Here is a 20,283-nt window from a genome sequence, read left to right on the forward strand (position 1 = left end):
CGGTCATTCCCAGCGGAACCAGCGGGATGCCGCGCCGGTGAGGAGGACCGACCACACCGCGAGGACGCCGAGGTGGCCCCAGCCCGGCCAGTTGCCCGCCGCGGCCTCGTTCAGGGCCTGCGCGGCGGCTCCGAACGGGAGGAGCCCGGCGATCCGGGCGAGGGTGTCGGGCATGGCCTGGACGGGCAGCCACAAACCGGCGCTGAACATCATCGGGAAGAACAGCCCCGCCCCGGCCGCGTTCGCGACCTTCGAGGTGGGTGAGAGCGCGGAGACCAGGGCTCCGCACGCGAGGGCGCTGAGGACGGCGAGGGCCAGCGCGACGAGGTACCCGGGGAACTGGCGGGGCAGTGCCACCCCGAAGGCGAGCCGGCCGACGGTGATCGAGAGGAGGGCGGAGACCGCCGCCGCGGCGCCGTGGAGCCCCATCTGGGTGCCGAGCACCGCGCCGGGGCGGACGGGGGTGAGGGACATCCGGCGCAGGATCCCGCGCTCCCGGTAGCCGGTGATGACCGGGGGCATGGCCTGCAGCCCGGCCATCACCAGGGACAGCAGGACCGCGATGGGGACGTACGCGTCGACGAAGACGATCCCGTGCAGGTCCTCGGCGGGTTCGTCGAAGCCGGGGATGTTGCCGATGACCACCAGCAGCACGGTGGGGAACACCATGATCCAGAAGAGCCCGGCGGGTTCCCGGCGGAACAGCCGGGTCTCGACCTTCAGGACGGCGAGGGCAGCGGTGCGGGACGTACGGGGCCCTCGGGAGCGGCGGCCGGCAGCCGGACGGTCGGGTGCGGTGGGAGCGGTGGGTGCGGTGGTCATGCCGATTCCTCCGTGAGGTCCAGGAACGCATCGTCGAGCGTGGCTTCGGTGATGCGCAGTTGGCGGGCGGTGATGTGGTGCCGGGCGAGGAGGGCGGTGGCGATGCCCGCGGTCTCGTCGCTGCCGTGGAGGGAGATGCGGCCGTTCTTCTCGGTGAGCCGGGCGGCGCGGCCCAGTTCGGCGAGGAGGTCCTCGCCGAGCGGTACCGACGGGGTGAAGGAGATGACGGTGGAACCGGAAGACCGGCGGATCAGGCCGGACGGGGTGTCGAGTGCGGCGACCCGCCCCTTGTCGATGACGGCGATCCGGTCGCAGAGGCGCTCGGCCTCCTCCATGAAGTGCGTGACGAGGAGGACGGTGACGCCGCTGTGGCGGACGTCCTCGATCAGCTCCCAGGTGTCGCGGCGGGCTCGCGGGTCGAGCCCGGTGGTGAGCTCGTCGAGTACGACCACTGTGGGGCGGCCGATGAGGGCGAGCGCGATGGACAGCCGCTGCTTCTGGCCACCGGACAGCCGGGCGAAGCGGGTGCCGAGCGTGCCGGTCAGGCCGAGGCGTTCGGCGAGCTGCCGCCAGTCGGCGGGGGCCGGATAGAAGGCGGCGTACAGCTCCAGCGCCTCGCGCACGGTGATCTTGGGCTGCAGCTCGCTCTCCTGGAGCTGGGCGCCGAGGATGCCGGTCACCCGGTCGTGGTCGGCGACCGGGTCGTACCCGGCGACCCTGACCGTCCCGGCGTCGGGGATCCGGAGCCCTTCGACGCACTCCACGGTCGTGGTCTTGCCCGCGCCGTTGGGCCCGAGGATTCCGAAGATCTCCCCCTCCTCGACGGCGAAGCCGACTCCGTCGACGGCGGGCCTGCGCCCGTAGGTCTTGCGCAGTCCGTCCACTTCGATGATTGCCATGCCACGAGGATCACGGCGGGCGGGGTGCCGGCGCATCGCCCATCGCGCTCGAAGCCGCATCAACCGATCGGTTGACCGCGCGCTACGACCGCGCGCTACGACCGCGCGCTACGACCGCGCGCTACGACCGCGCGCTACGACCGCGCGCTACGACCGCGCGGGCAGGGCCGCGCGGGCAGGGCAAGCCGCGGCGCCGGCCCCGCCTGATCCGAAGGGTTGCGCATCCCGCCCGGGAACCGATGCCGGGATCCGCCGAAATCGCGCCCCGGCCGCCGGCAGGGGCGCGCTACGGCGCCGGAGGGGTCCAGTAGTCGGGGCCGCCGCCACGCCACTCGACGAGGGCGGGGTCCGTGAGGTCGAAGTCCTCGGCGTTCTCCATCCCCGTGGCGGCGAGGAAGACGGCTATGTCGCTGATCCGGTACGCCGTGCCCAGGCTCTGCCCCTCGCACCGCACCCGGCGCCATCCGCGGTGGTCCGGGGGATGGACGACCAGGCGGGGAGCCGCTGTCGGCATGTCTTCGTCCGCGGCGTCCGGGACCGCAGTGCCGTGTCCCCGGTCGCCACCGGGGCAGGCGCTCGTCATGCCGCCCTCGCCCAGGCCCGGGCCCTCGCCGCGCGGCGGAGCTCGGCCGGGCCGCCCGCCGTACGGACCGGGCGGGACCAGTAGGGGTGGAGGGAGATCGCGCACGAGAGCGCGATCAGCCGGCGGCGGAGCGTGGTCGTGCCGGCTGCTGCGGGCCGCCGGGCCAGTTCCCGGTAGGTACGGAGCCAGTCGGCCTGGAGCCCGATCAGGTCGTCGGGGAAGGAGGTGCACTGCATCCACCAATTCAAGCATGTGTTCGATTTATGGTGCGAATGGGAGCGCAGGCCAAGCGTGCTCGGTCACAGGCGGATGTGGCGTCCGCTGCACCAGTGAGGGCCGTGGCGCGGGATACTGACCGCATGGCTCAGCTCTCCTCTCCCGTCTCACCGGCGCTGCCCGCCGCCGAGGTCCTGCGCGAGCGGTACACCAACCGCCTGCCCGCCTCCCTCGGCCAGCTGGCCGGCCCGTCCCGCGGAGTGGTCGAGCTGCCCCTGCACATCGCCTGGTCCGGGCTGCGCGCGTACGACCTGGACCGGCCCCGGCAGCGGATGAGCCTGTACCGCACCGTCCTGGCCGAAGGCCAGCGCGACGACCTCACCGCGCTCCTCGACCGCGACCTGCTCACCGAGCAGTGGCCCGTCCTGCGCACCCTGGTCAGCCGGCACATCCGGCAGGTCTGGGAGGAGCGCTTCCCCCAGCTCGCGGCCCGGACCCGGACGACGTCCGCGGCGTGAACCTCAGCGCACTCCACCGCCGGCTCCTGGCCGACGTCATCGCCATCGGCACCCCGTACCCGCTCGTGATCACCGGCGGCTACGCCGTGCAGGCCCACGGCCTCGTCGACCGCCTCAGCCAGGACCTCGACGTCGCCACCGAGAACCCCGCCCCCATGGGCGACATCACCGCCGACCTGACCCACGAGCTGGCCAAACGCGGCTGGCAGGTCGCCGTCATCGCCGTCGACCCGCTGTCGGCCCGCCTGATGGTCACCGACCCCGCAGACGGCGCCGAATGCGAAGTCGACATCCTCAAAGAGAACCTGTGGAGCGCCCCGGCCCACACCGAGTACGGCCCGGTCCTCGCCCTCGACGACGTCATCGGCACCAAGGTCCGCGCCCTGGCCGACCGCGGCGCCGTCCGCGACCTCATCGACGTCCACGCCGCCTCCCGCATGCGCACCACCACCGAACTCGAGCACCTGGGCCGCCGGCACGGCCGCGACGAGTTCCGCCTCGAGGACCTCCACGACCGCCTCGCCGGCGCCGACTGGTACGACGACGAGGAGTTCCACGCGTACGGCCTCGACCACGCGGCCATCACCGCTCTGAGGGGCTGGGCCCGGCACTGGGCCACCGGCCTCGAGCAGCGACTCGCCCGCGACACGTGCGACGGCACCCTCTGACACCGCCGCACCCCCCATATCTCTGCCCGGCAAGGCTGCCCACACCTGACAGCCACCTGGCCGCAGGCGACGTCGGCGCCGATGGCGGCTCGCGATCCTGGCCGGCTGCTGCGCGCTCTGGCCGGCGCCGTCGTCCTCGGGGTGCCGGTAAGAACCGTGTCACCAGCCGCAAACGAGCGGTCAGGGCTTCGTGGCCTCGGTCTTCTTGGGCTGGCGAAGGACGGTTTGGTCTTGTCGAGGTGCCTGTACACCGTCGAGCGCGACTCGCCGAACATGTCGGCGATCTGCTGGACCGTCTTCTCCCGCTCGTCGTAGAGCCGTTGGGCAAGCGCAGCCTGGTCCCCGGTGAGCTTCGGCCTGCCCCCGCCTCTGCGTGGCCATCGTCGACCGCCTCACGGCGGTACATCATCGAGACCGGCACCGACTTCTACCGCCTCGCCACCACCCGAGCCCGCGCCGAGCACAAAGCCGTCGGCTGAGAAGCCGCTCGGGACGGGCCGCCTGTCGATGGCCGCCGACGGCGCACGGACTGCCCGCCTCCCCATGCCCGCCACCGCTGCCGGCGAGGACCCGGACGCGGCCGACGCCTCCGCCCGGGGCACGGCCGCCGAGCTGGTCCTGGCCATGTACGGCCGTATTCCGGTGGACGCCCTGGAGCTGGACGGCGACCGACGCCTCTTCGACCTGCTCGTGGCCTGGGACCCGGAGGAGTAGGACGTGACGATGCGCCACCTGCCGCCAGGACTACGACGAGGCCGACGGTAAGGCTGCCGCGCATCACAGCGAGCCCGTCGACTGCGGCCGGTCGTGCCGCAGCGACGGGCGCCCGCGCCGGTGTTCTGGCGCCCGGCGGAACTACGCCGCGCTGTTCTCCGCGGGCTTCTGCTGGGCGGTGGGGGACGGCTTGCCCTCGCAGCCGCAGCCGCCGCGCTGGACGGTGAAGCGGCGGCGCGGCGCCGGGGCGGCGGGAGCGGCGGAGTCGGCGGCGGCGGAAGCGGCGGCGGAAGCGGCGGCGCTCGGGAGGGTGTACTCGGTCATGTGTCCTGCTTTCCGGTGGGTGCGGAGCCGGTACGGCTCCGCACGAAGGCGATCTGGGCGGACACGGCGTCCGCGCCGACCTCGGCGCGGGCGCCGGCGTGGCCGGTGGAGCGCAGCCGGAAGTCGGTCCGACTTCCGGGTTCAGGGCCGGGTGGAGCCCCAGGAGAACCCTGCGAACGCCGGACGGCCGGCAGGGGCCTGCGGCGCTGCCTCCACCCGGGGCGTGAGCGAGCGGACCAGGGTCTGCGGCCCGGCCGTCGACAGCCGGCGCGCGGCGTGGGCGGCCCTTTCGGCCAGTCCCTGTGCCGTGCCCGGTTCGTAGAGTGCGGAGTCGTACTGGAGGAGCAGTCTCAAGCCGCTCGAGTAACGCGCGAACTGGAACGAGAGGTCGAACAGGCCCTCGTCCAGCGGGATGGGGCCGCCGGTGAGCCGGAGCGCGCCCGGCCCGGTGTCGATCTCGTCCCAGAGGGTCACCCACACGTCGAAGAACGGGTTGCGGCCCGGGTTCCGCGGTGGTTCCAGGGTGCGCACCAGCTCGCTGAAGGGCAGCCCGCCGTGGTCCATCGCGCCGACCGCCTGGTCCGCGAGGTCGTCGACCAGCGCGACGCAGGGCGATCCGCCCTGTACGGCGGTCCGCAGGACCACGGTGTTGACCATGCATCCCACCGCGGCCGCCGGGCCGGGCCCGAGGGCGGGGCGGCGGCTGACGGCCGTGCCGAGGCTGATGTCGCCGGCGCCGGTCGCCTCGTGCATCGTGGCGGCGACGGCCGCGGCCAGCACCGGGAACAGCCCCGTACGGCGGCTGAGCGCGAGCTCCTCCAGCGCCTCGAGTTCGGCGGCGTCGAGGTACACGGCCGTGACCGCGGTGGCCCGGCCGGCCGGGCCGGTGCGCGGATGGTCGACGGGCAGCGGGAGCGGAGCCGGCGGCGGGCTCAGCCGGCTCCGCCAGTACGCGAGTTCGTCCCCGCCGGACGGCTCGTACGAAGCACGGCCGGGCAGCCCGGGAGCCGGGTCCGGACCGGTCCCGGCCAGGGCCCGGGCGATGATCTCGAGCGAGGTCTGGTCGGCGACGATGTGGTGCAGGACGACCAGCAGCCGGTCCCGGCCGCCGGGGCGGCGCAGCAGTGCGGCCCGCACCAGCGGCCCGTGCGCGAGGTCGAACGGCGCGTGGGCCCACTCTTGTACGGCGGCCGCGCGGGCGGCCTCGTCGGGCAGGTCCAGGACCGCCAGGCGGGCGCGCTCGGGCGCGGGGCCGGGCACCGGCTCCCCCCACTCCTCGCGGAAGACGGTGCGCAGCTGCGGCTCGACCTCCTGGAGGCGGGCGAACGCGGCGCCCAGCGCCTCGGGATCGGCGGCGCCGTGGCACTCCAGCAACATCGGCACGTGGTACGCGGTGCTCCCGCGCGCCCCGGCACGCCGGGTCCGGTCCTCCAACCACAGCCACCGCTGAGCCCCGCTGACGCCCTGCGACCCGTCGGCGCCCCCGGCCGGGGCCACGGCCTTGGCCTCGGCCGTCGCGGAGGCGAAGCGTGGCGCCAGCCGGTCGGCGAGGGCGGTGACGCTCGGGCATTCGAACACGTCGCGGACGCGGACCGGTACGGACAGCCGTTGCGCTGCCGCCGCAGCCAGCGAGGCGGCCTTGAGGCTGGTGCCCCCGAGCAGGAAGAAGTCGCCGCGGTCCGAGACCGGTTGGCCGAACGCCTCGGAGAACAGAGCCCGCAGCGCGGCACGGACGGTGTCGGCCGCCCCACCGGCATCCGCCGCGGGCCGCGGCCCGGTGGACGGAACCACCGTACCACCGAAGGCACCGGCATCCGCGGAGGGCGCGAGCCCGGCGGAGGCACCGGCGTCCGGAACGGCCGGAACGTCCGGAACGGCCGCGGGGAGGGGGCGGGCGGAGAGGCTGCGGCGGTCTATCTTGCCGTTGGGAGTGCTCGGCATACGGTCCAGCGGGATCACCGCTGCCGGGACCATGTAGTACGGCAGCCGCTCGGCCAGCCTGGTCCGCCAGTCGGCGGGCAGCGGCCCGTTGGTGACCACGTACCCGGTGAGCAGCGGCTGCGCCGTCCCCTCGGGCACGACCACGGCGGCGGCCGCGACGCCCGGCAGGGCGGTGAGCGCCACCTCCACCTCGCCGGGCTCGATGCGGAAGCCGCGGATCTTCACCTGCCGGTCGGCGCGCCCGCGGAAGTCCAGGGTGCCGTCCGCGCGGTGGCGGGCCAGGTCGCCGGTGCGGTAGAGCCGGGCCCCGGGGCGGGGGTCGTCGGGGTCGGGTACGAAGCGCGCCGCGCCCGCGTCGGGCAGGCCCAGGTAGCCCCGGCCCACGCCGGCGCCGCCGATCCACAGCTCGCCCTCGACGCCGGGGCCGACCGGTACGCCGGAGCCGTCGCGCACCGAGTAGCGCAGGTTGGCCATGGGACGGCCGATGGTCGCCGGCTCCCCGGGGGCACCGGGCAGGCACCGGTGCCAGGACTGGAACACCGTGGCCTCGGTCGGCCCGTAGACGTAGATGAGGTCGCGGCCCGGGGCCCAGCGGTCCACCAGCGCCTGGCTGAAGGACTCGCCGCCGGTGACGACCGTCCGTACGCCCGGGAAGGCGGCCTGGTCCAGCTGGGCCAGCAGTGCGGCGAGCAGGAACACGGTGTCGGCGCGCCGTTCGCGGACCAGTGCGGCCAGGGCCTCGGCGGAGGCGACGGGCTCGTCGAAGACGACGACGGCCGCCCCGGCCCACAGGGTCGCGAGGATCTCCCACACCGAGACGTCGAAGGCGGGGCTGGCGAACTGGAGCACGCGCCGCCCCGGGGCGAGGCCGAAGGGGACGGCGGTGGCCTCCAGCAGATTGGCCAGGGAGTGCTGTTCGATGGCCACCCCCTTGGGGCGGCCGGTGGAGCCCGAGGTGTGGATGACGTACGCGAGGTCGGCCGGGCCCGGCTGCGGCCCGCCCGGCTCCGGTACGGCCGGGCCGACGGCGCCCGGCGCGTCCAGGTCGACCTCCAGCACACCCGCTGCGGGGAACAGGTGGGCGAACCGGGCACTGGTCAGGGTGATCGGCGCGGGGGCGCTGTCGGCGAGCTGGGCGAGCCGCTCGGCCGGGTGGTCCGGGTCCAGCGGCACGTACGCGGCTCCGGCGCGCAGCACCGCGAGGACGGCGACGACCAGCTCGGCGGAGCGGGGCAGGCAGACCCGGACCAGGACGCCCGGCCCCGCCCCGCGCTCGCGCAGCCGTGCCGCGAGCGCCTCGGCGAGCCCGTGCAGTTCCCCGTGGGTGAGGTCCCGGTCGCGGGCCAGCACGGCGGGCCGGTCCGCGACCGGGCGGGCGCGCTCGGCGAGCAGGTGCGCCACCGGGCCCCGCGGGACGGGCGCGGCCGTGTCGTTGAGTGCGGCCAGGGTCTGCTGCCAGGTGGTGGTCACCGCTGCTCCCGCCGGGGCTCGTCGGGGCGGCCGACCGGTGCGGCGAGGGTGTCGCGGGTGCGGTCCACGAGCCCCTGGGCCGTCGGGCCGTCGGATATGGGGTGCCCGCAGGCCCGGCGCAGGGCCCGGCGGGACGCGGTCGGCAGCGGCAGGCTGCGCCGGGTGTGTCCGGGGACGCCCTCGCGGGCCGGCCGGGGCCGCGGCGGCGTGGCTGCCGCCGACGGTTCCCCCGTCACGGCGGGAGTACCAGCCAGCGGCTGGGGACGGGTCATCGGTGGTGCGGTCATGGCCGTGCGCTCCCTGCGGCGTGCGGTCGGTCGGTTTCGCCAGGGCAGGCGGATGGGTGGGGCGGCGCCGGCCGGTCCGCGGCGGCGGGGTACCAGGACGGGTGGCAGCGCAGGAGGCCCACCACCTCGTCGAGCAGCCCCTCGGCGGTGGCCTCGGGGAACAGCGCCCGGTCATAGGCGAGTTCGAGCAGGACCCGGCCGTCGCGCTCGTTCGCGTAGATCCGCAGGTCGTCGGTGAGCGGGAGCTGCGAGGGGGCCGCGGGCAGGAACTCGGGCCCGCCCTCGAAGCGTTCGGGCGTCTCCCAGCTCAGTCCGGCGTCGTAGACGAACCGGCGGCCGCGCGCGGGCCGCTCCGCGATCTCCATGACCATGGTGTCGAAGGGGAAGCGGGCGTTGTCGTACGCCTCGGCCAGCCGGTCGCGCACCTGGATCAGCAGCTCGGCCGGGCCGTGGGCCTCGCCGGGGGCGAGTCGCACCGGCAGGGCGTTGACGAAGCAGCCGACGGTCTCGGCGGTCTCCGCACGGTCGCGGGTGCCGGCCGGGCAGCCGATGACCACCTCGGCGCTGCCGGAACGGCGGTGCAGCACCAGCGCCCAGGCGGTGAGCAGGGCGGTGAACGGGGTGGCGCCCCCGCACTCGGCAGCAGCGTGCAGCACGGCGGCGGGCAGGGCGCGGCGGACCAGTCCCGCGCCCTGCCGTCCGGCGCCCTCGCGGGGGCCGGCCTCCGGCAGGTCGAGGCGGGGCAGCGGCCCGGCGAGGGTACGGGTCCAGTACGCGCGCTGGCGGGCGGCGTCGGGGCCCTCCAGCCAGGCGGCCTCCTCGGCCACCCATTCGCGGTACGGGCGGGCGGGGCGGCCGTCCCACGGTTCGCGTCCGGCGGCGAGGGCGTCGTACGCGGCCAGCAGGTCGCGGGCCACCACGGCGGCGCTGTCGCCGTCGTACACGATGTGGTGGGCGGTGATCACCAGGATGTCGCCGCCGGGGTGGCCGGTCAGCAGCCGCACTCCGAACAGCGGGCCGGCGTCAAGGGTGAACGGGGTGCCGTGGGCGGCGCTCACCGCCTCGGCGACCGCCTCGTCGGTGCCCTCGATGCGCAGGACGGACAGCGGCGGCCCGTCGGGGAGGCGGTCCATGACGACCTGCCGGGCGGTGCCGTCGACGACGGCCACCCGGGTGCGCAGCGCCTCGTGCCGGTCGGCGAGGGCGGTGACGGCCGCCCGCAGCACGCCGGGGTCGAGCGTCCGGCCGGCCCGTACCGCGTCGCTGATGTTGAGGGCGACGGGGCTGCGGCTGGTCCGGGCGGCCATCCAGATCCGGCGCTGGGCGCGGGAGAGCGGCAGGACGGCGCCGTCGGGGGCGGGCGCGAGCAGGGGCAGCGCGGCCGGGGCGGCCGGGGCGCCGAGCGGGATGGCGTCCGGCTGCTCGAGCACGGCCGCGAGGGCCCGTACGGTCTGCTGCTGGAAGACGGTGACGAGCGGCACCCGGACGCCGAACTCCTCCTGGAGGGCCGCGGCGAGGCGGGCGGCGGTCAGGCTGTGGCCGCCGAGGGAGAACAGGTTGGCCTCGGGGTCGGTGACCGGGGTCCCGAGCACGTCCGCCCAGATCTTGGCCACGCGCTCCTCGGTGGGGTTCAGGTCCACGTGCGCGACCGGCTCCTCGCGGGGCGGGGCGGGCAGCGCGCGGCGGTCGAGCTTGCCGTTGGGGTTCAGCGGCAGCTCGTCGATCGCGACGTACGTACGGGGGACCATCGCGGCCGGCAGCAGCTCGGCGAGGTGGGCCCGCAGGGTGTGCGGGGCGGCGGCGCCCACCACGTAGGCGACGAGGCCGAGTTCGCCGCGCTCGTCGGGCACGGCGAGGACGGCGCAGCGCCGTACGTCCGGGTGCTCGGCGAGGACGGCCGCCACCTCGCCGGGCTCGACCCGCTGGCCGCGGATCTTGACCTGGTCGTCGATGCGGCCGAGGAAGAGCAGGTTGCCGTCGGCCCGGCGGGCGGCGCGGTCGCCGGTGCGGTACATGAGCCGGCCGGGGCGCAGCGGGTGCGGTACGAACCGGTCGGCGGTCAGCTCCGGGTTGCCGAGGTAGCCGCGGGCCAGGCCCGCGCCGGAGATGCACAGCTCGCCGGGGACGCCGACGGGGGCGAGGTCGCCGTGGGCGTCGACGACGTCGACCGTCTTGTTGGCGATGGGGTGGCCGATCAGGACATCGGCGCCCGGGTCGGTGATCCGGTGGACGGTGGTCCACACGCTGTCCTCGGTGGGCCCGTACTCGTTGTAGAGGACGGTGTCGGGGAGCAGTTCGGCGTGCCGGGTGGCGAGGGCCTCGGGGAGCCTCTCGCCGACCAGGACGATCTGGCGGACGGAGGTGAGCCGGGCCGCGCAGCGCTCCAGCATCAGCTGGTAGAGGCTGGGGACCAGCATGATGTGGGTGACCGCGTTGCGGCCTATCTCCTCGGCCACGTGCTCGACGTCGAGGAGGCGGTCCTTGCCGAGGACCACGACCCGGGTGCCTGCGATCAGCGCGGAGAAGATGTCGTTGACCCCGCTGTCGAAGTGCAGCGGCGGCACCTGGAGCACGGCCGCGTCCGGTCCGAACCCGTAGTAGCCGGCCCGGTAGTGGACGGTGTTGACGATGCCGCGGTGCTCGATCATGACGCCCTTGGGGCGGCCGGTGGAGCCCGAGGTGTAGATGACGTACGCGAGGTCGTGCGGACCGGCCCGGTGCGCGGGCGGAAGCGGGGCAGGGGTGGCGCCGGGCTCCGCGGGGGCGCGCGGGTCGAGGACGGGCAGGCCGGTCAGGGCGGCGGTCTTGGCGTGGTACGGGCCGTCGGCGAGCACGGCGAGCGCCCCGCTGTCGGCGAGGGCGAACGCGAGGCGGTCGCCGGGCTGTTCGGGGTCCAGCGGGACGAAGGCGGCGCCGGTCTTCAGGACGGCGAGCGCGCTCACGACCATCCACTCGGTCCGCTCGGTGACCACGGCCACCAGCGTTCCGGGGCCCGCGGCGCAGGCCGCCCGCAGCCGGGCGGCGACGGCCTCGGCGCGGGCGTCGAGCTCGGCGAAGCTGAGGACGGTGGAGCCGTGCACCACGGCGGGCCGGCCGGGGCCGGCGGCCGTCTGCTCCTCGACCAGGTCCAAGAGGGTCCGGTGCTCGGGGAAGGGGGCGGCGGTGTCGTTGGCCTCGTCGAGCAGGAAGCGCCGTTCGGCGGCGGGCAGGACCGGGATCCCGGGCAGCGGGGCGTCGGGGCCGGCCAGCAGCCCGGCGAGCAGGTGGACCAGCCGCTGCCCCATGCGGCGCGCGCTGTCGCGGTCGAAGAGGTCGTCGGTGTAGCCGACCCACAGCTCGCCGGGGGCCCCGGCCCGGGCGTCGCGGAAGCTGAACGCCAGGTCGAAGTCGCTGACCGGCTGTTCGAGGTCGAGGTGGCGCACGGCCGGGCCGGGGCCGCCGTCGGTGCCGCCGGGGGCGACGACGCCGTCGTCGAGGACGGTCTCGACGAGGACGTCGAAGACGGGGTTGCGGCTGGGGTCGCGGGGCAGCGCGAGGTCGTCGACGAGCTGCTCGAACGGGTACTCCTGGTGGGCCATGGCCTCCTGCGCGGTGGTGCGTACGGCGGCCAGCAGCTCGCGGAAGGATCCGGCCGGGTTCACCGGGGTGCGCAGGACCACGGTGTTGGCGAACAGCCCGACCGTCTCGGCGGACCGCCGGTCGGGCCGGCCCGCGACCACGGTGCCCAGCAGTACGTCCGGCTGCGCGCACAGCCGCCACAGCAGGACGCGCAGCGCCGCGGTGAAGCCCATGAAGGGGGTGGCCGCGTTCGCGTGGCACAGCTCGGCCAGGGCGCGGGTGAGTTCCGGGTCGAGGGTGAGGCGTACGGCGCCGCCGGCGGAGCGGCGGGTGGCGGGGCGGCGCCGGTCGGCGGGCAGTTCCAGGGGTTCGGGCAGGCCGGCGAGGCGCTCCTGCCAGTACGCGCGGTGCTCCGCGCCCGCCGGGCCCGCGAGCCGGGCGGCGAGCCGGTCGGTGTGCTCGGTGTACGTGGGCGCCGGCTCCGGCGCGCCGGCCTGGCCGGTCAGCGAGCGCACGAGGTCGCGCATCAGCAGGCCGAAGGACCAGCCGTCGCAGATCGCGTGGTGCACGGTGAACAGCAGCACGCCGCCCGTCACCGGCTCGTTCCCGGACCGGGGGTCGGGCAGCCAGGAGACCTTGGCCAGCGGGCCCTCGGCGAGGTCGAAGCGGTGGCGGCAGGCCCGGGCGAAGGCCTCGTCCACGGTGGTGTCCCGCTCGGTGGCGAGGACCGCGGAGGGCGGGTCGAGCACCACCTGGGTCAGGCCCCCGGGTGTCTGGCGCAGGACGGTCCGCAGGGATTCGTGCCGGGCCACCAGCGCGTCGACGCCGGCGGCGAGCCGGGGCTCGTCCACCGGGCCGTCGAGCCGGTAGGCCTCGACCATCGTGTACGGGGGGACGGGTGACTCGTCCAGCCGGTCCAGCAGCCACATCCGGCGCTGGGCGTTGGAGGCGGGGAAGGTGTTCCCCAACCGGGGTGCCCGCTCGGCGGGCGCGGCCGCGGCCTGCGCACCGGGGTCCTGGGGTTGGGCCCCGCGTTCGCGCAGTACGGCGGCCAGCGCCCCCGGGGTGCGCTTGTCGAGCACGTCGTGGACGCGGGCCGCGTCGGGGCGTCCGGTGCCCTCGCAGAGGGCGGCGACGAGCTGGACGGCGGCCAGGCTGTGGCCCTCGGCCTTGAAGAAGTCCTCGTCGGCGGAGTGCGGCGGGTGGCCCAGCACCTCGGCCCAGGCGTCGTGGACGAGCTGTTCCAGGGCGTCCGCGGGCTGCCATCCGGGGCCCTGCGCAGCGGTGGGGAGCGCGAGCAGCGCGGCCCGGTCCACCTTGCCGTGGACGGTGAGCGGCAGCGTCTCCAGCCGGTGCAGGCCGGCCGGGAGCATCGGGGAGGGCAGCTGCTCGCGCAGCCATTCGGCGAGGTCGGCGGGGGCGAGCGGGGCGTCCCCGTGCGCCTGCGGGCGGGCCACGTACCAGGCGTGCAGCGTCACGGTGGCGTCCGCGGCGGTGCGGGGCACGACCACGGCCTCGATCACCTCCGGGTGCCGGACCAGGGCCTGTTCGACCTCGCCGGTCTCCACCCGGGAGCCGAAGATCTGTACCTGGCCGTCGGCGCGGCCGAGGAACTCCAGTTCGCCGTCGGCGTTCCAGCGGCCCTGGTCGCCCGTACGGAAGACGCGGGCGTCCCCCGAGTGCGGGGAGCGCCCGAAGCGGGCGGCGGTGGCCTCGGCGTCCCCGAGGTAGCCGGGGGCGACGCCGGGTCCGGCCACCTGGACCTCGCCCGGTACGCCGGGCGGGGCGAGTTCGCCGGAGGGGGTGACCACGAACACGCCGTAGCCGGGCGAGGGGCGGCCGACCGGCACCCGGTCGAGCCGCTGGGCGAGCGCGCCGTCCCGGATGAACATGGCGGCCTCGACGGTGGCCTCGCTGGGCCCGTACAGATTGGCGAAGGTGGCGATGCGCAGCCGCCCGGCGGTACGCGGCAGCAGCCCGCGAGTGATGGTGTCGCCGCCCAGCAGCAGGTGGCGCAGCGGGAGTTCGCCGTCCTCCGGCAGGGCGCGCAGCAGGACGGAGAGGAGTCCGGGCACGCAGTTGACGAGGTTGACCTCGCCGTCGCGCACCCGCTGCCACAGCGCGTGCGGGTCGATCCGGTCGGGGTCGCCGACGGCGACGAGGGTGCCGCCCGCGAAGAGCGTGGCGAAGACCTGGAAGACGGTGGCGTCGGAGGTGATCGCGGAGAGCAGGGCGGTACGGGTCGCGGCGTCGATGCCGAGCGCGCGGACCCCGGTCAGCATCTTGTGGCACAGCTGGTCGTGGTACACGGCGACCGGGCGGGGGGTGCCGGTGGATCCGGAGGTGAACAGGACCATGGCCGCGGCCCCGGGCTCTGCGGCGTCGCGGGCGCCTGCGTCGGCCGGCGCCGCGGCGAGCAGGGAGGTCAGGCCCGCCACCGGGACGGGCAGCTCCTCGTCGGCGGGGCCGTACCCCTCGGCGCGCAGCACCAGGCGGGCGCCGCTCAGCCGGGCCAGCAGGGCCACGCGGGCGGCGGGGTGGCGGTGTTCGAGGGGGACGACGGCCGCGCCGGTCCGCAGGACGGCGAGGAAGGCGGTGACGAGGTCGGCGCCGCGCGGAGCCAAGACGCAGACGGCGTCGCCGGGGCCGATGCCGTGCCGTGCGGTGAGCGCGGCGGCGGCCCGCCCGGCTTCGTCGGCGAGCTGCCGGTAGGTCAGGGTGCGGCCCTCGCCGGTGACGGCGACGGAGTCGGGGGTGCGCCGGGCGGACTCCTCGAACAGGGCGGTGAGGGTGGCGGCCTCGAAGGCCGCGGGGGCGGGCAGCTCGGCGAGGGCGAGGAGTTCGGCGCGCTGGGCGGCGCCGAGCACGTCCGCCTCCGCCGGGGTCCGGCGCGGGTCGGCGGCGAGTGCCTCGAGTACGGCGGCCACGCAGCGGGGCAGGGCCGCGGTGAGGCCGGCGGTGCCGTGGGCGGTGACCGAAAGTGCGCCGTCCGGGGCCGGTTCGGCGCGCAGCACCAGGGCCGCCCGGGGGGCCGGTGTGCGGTCCCCGTACAGGGCCGGGCAGACGACGGCGAGCTGCGCCAGGGCGGAGCCCGTGCCGGGGGTGACGGCGTCCAGCCGGGCGCTGAGCGCGTCCCGGTCCCGCCAGGGGCGGGCGGAGGCCTGCTCCAGCTCGGCGTGCAGGGCCTCCAGGAAGTCGGTGGCGGGCGCGGCGGGGTCCAGCGGGGCCAGCAGTGCGAACTCGGCCCCGCCGGACGGTGCGCCGAGGGCCGGTACGAGGACCGGCACCCGCCCCGGCGCACCGGACCCGGTGGACCCGGTGAGCCGGGCGAGGACGATCCGGGCGGCGGCGACGGTGAGCAGCAGCAGGCCTTCGGGGGCGCCGCCGGTCATCGTGTGCAGGGCGGCGGCGGCTTCGGGGGCCACCCGGCCGGGCGGTGCGGCGACGGCGCCGGGCGCGCCCGCGGGCTCGAGCAGGGATTCGTGGCAGGCGCCGTTCAGGCGCGGGAGCCAGAATTCGGCCTCCGCGGCCGACGCCCTAGAGTCGTCCCCATGGCCGAGCTCTCCGTCACCATCGTTGCGCAGCACTTCTACGTCCTCCCTGATCAGTTGTGGGTGCACCGTCTGCCGGCGGACGCCCCCGTGCCCCTGCTGCCCGGCCGTCCGTGGTCCTCGGTCACCCGGGCGCGGGACGGGCTTACCGTGGTGTGCGCCGAGCGGCTGCCGGGCGCGTCCGGCGCGAGCGGTCCGTGGCGCGGGCTGTACGGGGCCGGCGCACACTCCCTGGACCTGCCCGGCATGCTGGCGAGCGTGCTGGTGCCGCTGGCCGGGGCCGGGATCGGCGTGTTCGCCGCGTCGACGTTCGACGCGGACCTCGTACTCGTACCGGCCGGGGAGTACGAGCGGGCCCGGACCGCCATGGAAGCGGCCGGGCACACGCTGTCGTCGGACTGACTCAGACGCGGGTGAGAATCCGCGCCGGGGCCACACCGAGGGCGGGGAACAGCTCCACGTCGCGGCCGTCCACGCCACGCATCAGCACGTCGATGGCGGTGCTCATCAGGTCGATGTGGAACTGCGTGAACGTGCCGAGGCCCAGGCCCAGGTGCACACCGGGGTGCCGCTCGTTGGCGAAGTGGTTGCCGGGGAGCAGCGGGGAGCAGCTGGCGTTGGTGCCGAAGCCGATCTCGTGCAGCTTGGCGTAGCGGTCGTCCTGGGCCAGCAGCTTCTCGAGGTTGGTGGCGAACAGGGTGCGTCCGGCGACGGCGGGGCGGACCGCGGTGATGCGGCCCTCGGCCAGCGTGATGATCGCCGGCTGGTCGGTCATGGGCGCGAGGTCGCGGTAGACCTGCTCCGTCTCGTCGAGGCTGGTCTCGTGACCGCCGCGGTGGACGATGGGCGCGCCCTGGAGGGTGATCTCGCCGTTCAGCGTGAAGTGGGTGTGGAGTTCGAACTCGCCCGAGGCGTTGACCAGCGAGCTGAGCTCGCCGGTGGGCAGGACGACCTGCTGGCCGGGCAGGAGCGGGCCGTGCAGCGAGAACCAGTGCTCGGAGAGCTGGTGCTGGAAGACGGCCTCGGTGCCGAACTCGCGGCCGAGGAAGAGCATGTCGTCGGCCTGGTCGAGGAGGGTCAGGAACTCCTCCTCGATGCCGAGCTCGCGCTCGTAGTCGACCTCGGCCACGACGCGGATGTTGTTGCGCAGGCTCTCCTCGGAGAAGGGCACCGAGAAGCTGGAGAAGGCGCCCATGGCCATGCCCACGAGGTCTTCGTCGTCGAAGTGGACGAACTCGTCGTCGGCGATCCACAGGACGGAGGCGCGGCGGCCGGAGGCGCGGATGGCGGCCATCTCGGCGATGAGGCCCGCGCGGGATTCGGGGCCGGCCCAGGTGAACTCCTGCACCGGGACGGTGCCGGTCTCGACGGTGAGCGCGCTGCGCACGCCCGGCGACGTGACCAGGAGGAAGACGTCTGCGAGGTCACCCCCGAACACCTTGCGGAACTGCTCCGGGCTGATCGGTACGGGCTTTGCGGTGCTCAAGGAAACCTCCCTGTAAAGGCGTGCCGGGGTGTGAGCGCGTTCGCTCACACCCCGGAACACGACTCGAACTCAGCCCTCGAGGCGGTCGTACTTCCCGTACTTGCTGATGCGGGAGCTGATCGACGCCTTCTCCTGGGCTACCGGCTTGTTGCCGGCCTGGACGGACTGCTCGATGACGGCGGACTGCTGGTCCATGGTGTTCTTGGTCATATCGACTCCTGGTCGTGTTTGGGTGGAGCTCCGGGTCCCGCCTTGTGCGGGGCCCGGCGTCTGCGGGTCACGGAGCGGGATCTTCCGCTTCCGTGAGGCGGAGGAGTGCGGCTGCGGCGCCACGGTGTGCGCGCAGCCGTCCCAGGTCGAGCCTCGTCCCGGGGTCGGGTCGGGGCCGGTCCCGGACGGGGACCTCGGCCTTTCCGGAAACCAGAACAACTCGCTTGACTACAGCGACGCTTGAAAGACGCCGGAGTCGCCATGCCGACCAACTTGCAGTGGTGGTAGAGGGGTTGTGGCGAGGCGACGCGCGGCGGGCTTGAGCGCGATTCGAGTGGATCCTGAGAGGCTGCGGCCACCTCACGTCTCCTGAGGAAGGAAGCCACCATGCAGACCATCGCACCGGCCGCCATCGCACCGGCCACCGCGTCACAGCCGGGGCCGGAGGTCCCGCGCATCGAACTCATGCCCGACGAGCGTCACAGCGTGGCCGCACTCGCCCACGAGTACGCGCGGGCCTCGGCCTCGCTGGATGCCCGGCGATCCCTCCAGCTCGCCGCCCTGATGGCCCATGAGCTGCCGCGTTCGCTGCGGCGGCTGATGACCGAGTTCCGCCTGGCCGGGTCCCCGCACGCGGGTTTCCTGATCAGCGGGCTGCTCATCGACGAGAACGCGCTGGGACCCACCCCGAAGAGCTACCAGGAGCGCCCCGACCGCCCCGAGCTGCGGCACGCGGACGCGGTGCTGTGCCTGATCGGCTCCCTGCTCGGGGAGCCCTTCTCGTTCAGCAGCCAGCAGCGCGGCCAGCTGCTCCTCGACCTGTTCCCGGTGCCCGGGCACGAGCTGGACCAGCTCGGCTCGGGATCGACCGCCATGCTCGACTGGCACACCGAGGACGCCTTCCACCCGTACCGCGCGGACTGGATGATCCTGCTGGGCCTGCGCAACCACGACGCGGTGCCCACGACCTTCGCGGCCATGGAGGACATCGAGCTCAGCGAGGAGCACCGCGACGTCCTCTTCGAGAAGCGCTTCGCGATCCTTCCGGACAAGTCCCACTCCAAGAGCTTCAACGTGGCCACCGGCGCCGCCGACGCGGCGGAGGCCGGCGCAGCCGAGCCGTTCCGACGCATCGACACCATGGCGAACCGGCCCGAGCCGATCGCCCTGCTGGAGGGTGACCCCGCGGCCCCGTGGCTGCGCGTGGACCCGCCGTTCATGCACACCAACCCGCTCGACCCGCAGGCCGCTGAGGCGCAGGCCGCACTGCTGACCGCGATCGAGGCGAAGCTGACCGACGTGGTGATCGGCCGCGGCGACCTGTTCGTCATCGACAACAAGCGTGCGGTGCACGGCCGCCGGCCGTTCACGGCCCGCTACGACGGCACCGACCGCTGGCTCAAGCGCATCAACCTCACGGCCGATCTGCGGCGCAGCGCCGGATCCCGGCGCGGCGACCACGGCCGGGCCGTGGTCTGACCCACTGCCGCAAGCGCTCACGCCGCGCGCGGACCGACCCTTTTCCCCTTGAAAGGATTCAAGGCCTTGGCCGCAGAACCCAATCTGATCCGACGCCACCGGCTGTTCCGCCGGTTCTGGCTGGCGCGCGCGGTCTCGCTCACCGGCGACGGCGCAGCCATGGTGGCCCTCGTCCTGCTGGTCAGCCGCGGTGACCACGCCGGAACCGGCGTGTCGCTGATCCTCCTGGCCGAGTCCGTGCCGCGGTTCTTCGGACCGCTCGCCGGGGCGCTCGCGGACCGGATGGGCGTGCGGCGCCTGCTGATCGCCGCCGAGCTCGTCCAGGCCCTGGTCTTCGGGGTCGTCGTACTGGCACGGCCCGGACTCGCCGTCCTCGTGCCGCTGGTCGCGGTGGCCGCCGCGGCCTCCACCGTCTTCTCCGCGGCCGGCCGCACGGTGGTGCCGCGCCTGGTCGACGAGAAGGACCTGATGCCCGCCAACGCGTGGATGGGCACCGCCTTCAACCTCCAGGCCGCACTCGGCCCGCTCCTCGGCGGCGTGTTCTCCGCCTGGGGCGGCGAGTACGGCGCGCTGGCCGTCAACGCGGGCAGCTTCGTGCTCTCCGCCCTGCTGCTGACCCGCATCCCGGCGCTGGAGCCGCTGCGCACCGGCGAGCGGCGGACCCTGCTCGGCGACACCGTCGAGGGGCTGAAGTTCGTACGGCACCACCGGGTGTCGCGGGCCATCGTGCTGCTGCTCCTGCTCGGCCTGTTCTTCGGCTCGCTCGACAACCTGGCGCTGGTCTTCTTCGCCGAGCACGTCCTGGACACCGGCGAGACCGGATTCGGCATCCTGTCCGCGTCGTTCGGCGTCGCCATGGTCGCCGCCTCGCTGTGGCTGGTCCGCGCCGCTGAGAGCCGCTCGCCCGTGTGGGTGCTGCTGGCGGGATGGTTCTTCACCGGCCTGGGCCTGCTGCTGACGGCCGCCGCGCCGGTGCTGCTCGCCGCGGTCGCCATGCAGATGATCGCGGGCCTGGGCAACGGTGTGGCCAACGTCGGCGAGGAGACGCTGCTGCAGAAGGCCGTGCCCGGCGAGGTGCTGGGCCGGGTGGGCGGCACGCTGTCCTCCGCCGCTTTCTTCGGCAGCACGGCCGGCTACCTGGCCGGCAGCCTGCTCAGCCCCGACAGCCACGCCCGGCTGATCTTCGTGATCGCCGGTGGCGGCATCTTCCTGGCGCTCGCGCTGTGCGGCCCCGCGCTGCTCTCCGCCCGCGCGGCGCTCACGGCAGCCCCGGCCGACGCCGAGGAGCAGGAGCCGCAGAAGGCCGCCCGGGCGGTCGCCGAACCCGTCGCGCAGCCCGTCGTACAGTCGGGAGGCGTGGCCTGAGCGCCCCGCTCGACGGACGTCCGGCCAACCCGTCCGTCGTCCCGCAACCCCTGCTGCACCGCTGATACGCCTGGTACCGCGGACGCGTGCACCTGCGGCGAGCGCGTGGCGGCCGAGGGCAAGCCGTACATCGTCGCACGCAACGAGTTCGGCGGCCCGACCTCCTTGAACCTGAGCGGGATGGCCTACTCC

16 protein-coding genes are annotated in these 20,283 nt (G+C 74.8%); 6 read left to right on the forward strand and 10 right to left on the reverse strand.

Annotated features, from left to right (window positions below; all coding sequences use genetic code 11):
* Positions 1–3: 3 nt before the first annotated feature.
* From AB0I68_RS30320 to AB0I68_RS30335, 4 genes are all read right to left on the reverse strand, one after another.
* Positions 4–822 carry an ABC transporter permease gene (locus AB0I68_RS30320; RefSeq protein WP_363180550.1) on the reverse strand — a complete coding sequence of 273 codons (819 nt, stop codon included), beginning with the start codon at positions 820–822 and terminating at the stop codon, positions 4–6.
* Positions 819–1,721 (reverse strand): ABC transporter ATP-binding protein, encoded by a 903-nt coding sequence (locus tag AB0I68_RS30325; RefSeq protein ID WP_363180551.1) that lies wholly within the window; start codon positions 1,719–1,721, stop codon positions 819–821. The genes AB0I68_RS30320 and AB0I68_RS30325 overlap by 4 nt, the downstream gene beginning before the upstream one ends.
* Positions 1,722–2,007: 286 nt before the next feature.
* Entirely contained in the window at positions 2,008–2,235 is a 228-nt protein-coding gene (locus tag AB0I68_RS30330; RefSeq protein WP_363180552.1) for a hypothetical protein, read from the reverse strand.
* Between the two features lie 65 nt (positions 2,236–2,300).
* Positions 2,301–2,540, reverse strand: a complete 240-nt coding sequence (locus AB0I68_RS30335; protein WP_363180553.1) for a hypothetical protein — start codon at positions 2,538–2,540, stop codon at positions 2,301–2,303.
* A 123-nt stretch (positions 2,541–2,663) separates the two neighbouring features.
* On the opposite strand from AB0I68_RS30335, the gene AB0I68_RS30340 reads away from it, so the two are divergent.
* The 3 genes from AB0I68_RS30340 to AB0I68_RS30350 all read left to right on the forward strand — a co-directional run bounded on the left by AB0I68_RS30340 (position 2,664) and on the right by AB0I68_RS30350 (position 4,420).
* Complete coding sequence (locus tag AB0I68_RS30340; protein ID WP_363180554.1) at positions 2,664–3,038, forward strand: hypothetical protein; 375 nt, start codon at positions 2,664–2,666, stop codon at positions 3,036–3,038.
* Positions 3,035–3,706, forward strand: a complete 672-nt coding sequence (locus AB0I68_RS30345) for a nucleotidyl transferase AbiEii/AbiGii toxin family protein (RefSeq protein WP_363180555.1) — start codon at positions 3,035–3,037, stop codon at positions 3,704–3,706. The genes AB0I68_RS30340 and AB0I68_RS30345 overlap by 4 nt, the downstream gene beginning before the upstream one ends.
* Positions 3,707–4,249: 543 nt before the next feature.
* Entirely contained in the window at positions 4,250–4,420 is a 171-nt protein-coding gene (locus AB0I68_RS30350) for a hypothetical protein (protein ID WP_363180556.1), read from the forward strand.
* A gap of 141 nt (positions 4,421–4,561) precedes the next feature.
* Here the strand turns inward: AB0I68_RS30350 and AB0I68_RS30355 are convergent, their stop codons facing one another.
* From AB0I68_RS30355 to AB0I68_RS30370, 4 genes are all read right to left on the reverse strand, one after another.
* On the reverse strand, positions 4,562–4,744 hold the full coding sequence (locus AB0I68_RS30355; RefSeq protein ID WP_363180557.1) for a hypothetical protein: 183 nt from the start codon (positions 4,742–4,744) through the stop codon (positions 4,562–4,564).
* 141 nt (positions 4,745–4,885) lie between these two features.
* Positions 4,886–8,155, reverse strand: coding sequence for an amino acid adenylation domain-containing protein (locus AB0I68_RS30360; RefSeq protein WP_363180558.1), 3,270 nt, complete (start codon positions 8,153–8,155; stop codon positions 4,886–4,888).
* A complete protein-coding gene (locus AB0I68_RS30365) occupies positions 8,152–8,442 on the reverse strand; it encodes a hypothetical protein (RefSeq protein WP_363180559.1) in 291 nt (96 codons plus the stop codon). Before AB0I68_RS30365 ends, AB0I68_RS30360 begins: the two co-directional genes overlap by 4 nt.
* A complete protein-coding gene (locus tag AB0I68_RS30370) occupies positions 8,439–15,587 on the reverse strand; it encodes an amino acid adenylation domain-containing protein (RefSeq protein ID WP_363180560.1) in 7,149 nt (2,382 codons plus the stop codon). Before AB0I68_RS30370 ends, AB0I68_RS30365 begins: the two co-directional genes overlap by 4 nt.
* Between AB0I68_RS30370 and AB0I68_RS30375 the strand changes: the two genes are divergently transcribed.
* Complete coding sequence (locus AB0I68_RS30375) at positions 15,552–15,953, forward strand: ACT domain-containing protein (RefSeq protein ID WP_363180562.1); 402 nt, start codon at positions 15,552–15,554, stop codon at positions 15,951–15,953. The genes AB0I68_RS30370 and AB0I68_RS30375 overlap by 36 nt on opposite strands.
* Position 15,954: 1 nt before the next feature.
* Here AB0I68_RS30375 and AB0I68_RS30380 read toward each other — a convergent pair whose 3' ends face one another.
* The gene (locus AB0I68_RS30380) at positions 15,955–17,037 is read right to left on the reverse strand and encodes a hypothetical protein (protein ID WP_363180563.1); all 1,083 of its coding nucleotides are present in this window, start codon (positions 17,035–17,037) and stop codon (positions 15,955–15,957) included.
* 69 nt (positions 17,038–17,106) lie between these two features.
* Positions 17,107–17,247, reverse strand: a complete 141-nt coding sequence (locus AB0I68_RS30385) for a hypothetical protein (RefSeq protein WP_363180564.1) — start codon at positions 17,245–17,247, stop codon at positions 17,107–17,109.
* Positions 17,248–17,634: 387 nt separating this feature from the next.
* On the opposite strand from AB0I68_RS30385, the gene gntD reads away from it, so the two are divergent.
* Positions 17,635–18,726 carry a guanitoxin biosynthesis L-enduracididine beta-hydroxylase GntD gene (gene gntD, locus AB0I68_RS30390; protein WP_363180565.1) on the forward strand — a complete coding sequence of 364 codons (1,092 nt, stop codon included), beginning with the start codon at positions 17,635–17,637 and terminating at the stop codon, positions 18,724–18,726.
* A gap of 66 nt (positions 18,727–18,792) precedes the next feature.
* Positions 18,793–20,091, forward strand: coding sequence for an MFS transporter (locus AB0I68_RS30395; RefSeq protein WP_363180566.1), 1,299 nt, complete (start codon positions 18,793–18,795; stop codon positions 20,089–20,091).
* The last annotated feature ends 192 nt before the right edge of the window (positions 20,092–20,283 follow it).

It is taken from the genome of Streptomyces sp. NPDC050448 (assembly GCF_040655295.1).
In the GTDB taxonomy this organism is placed as follows: Bacteria; Actinomycetota; Actinomycetes; order Streptomycetales; family Streptomycetaceae; genus Streptomyces.

What these genes read in the sequence shown, in the direction of transcription:
- AB0I68_RS30320 (WP_363180550.1), bottom strand. Translation starts at nt 822, where the DNA reads ATGACCACCGCACCCACCGCTCCCACCGCACCCGACCGTCCGGCTGCC.
- AB0I68_RS30325 (WP_363180551.1), bottom strand. Translation starts at nt 1,721, where the DNA reads ATGGCAATCATCGAAGTGGACGGACTGCGCAAGACCTACGGGCGCAGG.
- AB0I68_RS30330 (WP_363180552.1), bottom strand. Translation starts at nt 2,235, where the DNA reads ATGCCGACAGCGGCTCCCCGCCTGGTCGTCCATCCCCCGGACCACCGC.
- AB0I68_RS30335 (WP_363180553.1), bottom strand. Translation starts at nt 2,540, where the DNA reads ATGCAGTGCACCTCCTTCCCCGACGACCTGATCGGGCTCCAGGCCGAC.
- AB0I68_RS30340 (WP_363180554.1), top strand. Translation starts at nt 2,664, where the DNA reads ATGGCTCAGCTCTCCTCTCCCGTCTCACCGGCGCTGCCCGCCGCCGAG.
- AB0I68_RS30350 (WP_363180556.1), top strand. Translation starts at nt 4,250, where the DNA reads ATGCCCGCCACCGCTGCCGGCGAGGACCCGGACGCGGCCGACGCCTCC.
- AB0I68_RS30355 (WP_363180557.1), bottom strand. Translation starts at nt 4,744, where the DNA reads ATGACCGAGTACACCCTCCCGAGCGCCGCCGCTTCCGCCGCCGCTTCC.
- AB0I68_RS30365 (WP_363180559.1), bottom strand. Translation starts at nt 8,442, where the DNA reads ATGACCGCACCACCGATGACCCGTCCCCAGCCGCTGGCTGGTACTCCC.
- AB0I68_RS30375 (WP_363180562.1), top strand. Translation starts at nt 15,552, where the DNA reads ATGGCCGAGCTCTCCGTCACCATCGTTGCGCAGCACTTCTACGTCCTC.
- AB0I68_RS30385 (WP_363180564.1), bottom strand. Translation starts at nt 17,247, where the DNA reads ATGACCAAGAACACCATGGACCAGCAGTCCGCCGTCATCGAGCAGTCC.
- gntD (WP_363180565.1), top strand. Translation starts at nt 17,635, where the DNA reads ATGCAGACCATCGCACCGGCCGCCATCGCACCGGCCACCGCGTCACAG.